The organism is Dietzia sp. UBA5065, assembly GCA_002415925.1.
Lineage (GTDB): Bacteria > Actinomycetota > Actinomycetes > Mycobacteriales > Mycobacteriaceae > Dietzia.
Genome location: DIAZ01000138.1, coordinates 3,272 through 4,683 on the forward strand (window position 1 = coordinate 3,272; position 1,412 = coordinate 4,683).

At 77.0% G+C, this 1,412-nt stretch carries 1 protein-coding gene; it reads left to right on the top strand.

Translation table 11 applies throughout. The annotated features are described in order from the left end of the window. Positions 1 to 136 precede the first annotated feature (136 nt). Entirely contained in the window at positions 137 to 1,135 is a 999-nt protein-coding gene (locus tag B4M60_RS10715) for a hypothetical protein (protein WP_291083467.1), read from the top strand. Positions 1,136 to 1,412: the final 277 nt, after the last annotated feature.

The window sequence follows — 1,412 nt, forward strand, 5'->3', positions numbered from 1 at the left end:
GCGGCTGAGGGCGGCTGAGGGCTGAGGCCGACCCCGGCTGAGCCCGGCCGAGGGCCCCTGTGGATGGTCGTCGACCCCATCCACAGGAGCCCGGACCCGCTGGCGCGAGGCGCTCGCCGCCGCGGAGGATGGCGGAATGGCAGGAGGGGGCTCCGGCGTCGAGGCGCCGACGTCGGAGGAGACGACCGCGTACGTGGCCGCGATCTTCGGGGGCCGACCCTTCCGCGGGGCCGCGGCCCTGGGGGCGGGAGTGCTCACCCGGCGCGAGCTGGCCGGCCGCTTCAGCCGCGTCTTCCCCGGGGTCTACGCGGCCGGGGCGGGGGAGCTGGAGGCGACGCTGCTGGTCCGGGCCGCGTGGCTCTGGGCGCCCGCCGGCACGGTGGCCTGCGGGTTCGCCGCGGCGGCGCTCCACGGCGAGCGCTACTTCGCCGCCGAGTGCGTGCACGGGGTGGTGGACCTGCTGAGTTCGTCGAGGCCGCAGGCGCCGCCCGGGATCCGCGTCCGGTTCGCCCGCGAGCTCGGCCCCGGGGCGCGGGGACACGCCGTGGACGGCACTCCCTGCACGTCGCCGGCCCGCACGGCGGTGGACCTGCTGAGATGGATCGACGACGACGAGGTGGCGATCGCGGTCACCGATTCCCTGTGCAACTCGACGCGAACACCCCTTCCCGACGTGGCCGCGGCGGCGCTGGCGATGCGACCCGCCCACGGGGTGTCCCGGGCGTTGGGCAGGCTGCCGCGCTGCGATCCCCGCGCCGATTCCCCGCCCGAGACCCGGCTGCGGCTGGCGATGGGACGGCACGGACTTCCGGTGCCGGACCTGCAGTTCGGTGTGGTCGACCTCGACGGGCGGCTGCTCGCCACGCCCGACCTGGGATACCGGTGGTGCCGCCTCGCGCTCTTCTACGACGGCCGGGAGTTCCACCGCGGTGAGCAGGGCCAATACGACGCCTACGTCACCGCCCGGATGAGTGAACTCGGATGGGAGGTCATGCGCGTCACCGACCGGATGGCGGCCTCGGAGCCCGTGCTGATGCGGCAGATCCGCGCCGCGGTCCGCCGGCAGATCGACCGGGGGCACGCCGCCGGCAGCCCGGAGTTGCACCGGCTCGGGGAGCGGTGGCGGGAGTGGTGAAGGCCCGCCGGCTCCCGGGTCGGGGGCTCCGCTCTCGGGGACTCGCTGGGGGGCTCCGCTCTGGGGGCCCCGCCCGGATGCGGGGCCCGCGAGGCGACCCGGTCCTGATTGCCGCGCTGAGGCGGTGTCATCGCTTGCGAGGGACAACGGGTGGGCCCAGGCGCGGAGGCCGGAGAGCGGCACTCAGCCCGCGGCCGCGCCCGCGGACCCCGCCGAGCCCGCGCCGAGCCCGTGCCCAGCCCGCCCAGCCGGCGCTGCTCCCGCGCCCAGCCCGCGC

What these genes read in the sequence shown, in the direction of transcription:
- B4M60_RS10715 (WP_291083467.1), top strand. Translation starts at nt 137, where the DNA reads ATGGCAGGAGGGGGCTCCGGCGTCGAGGCGCCGACGTCGGAGGAGACG.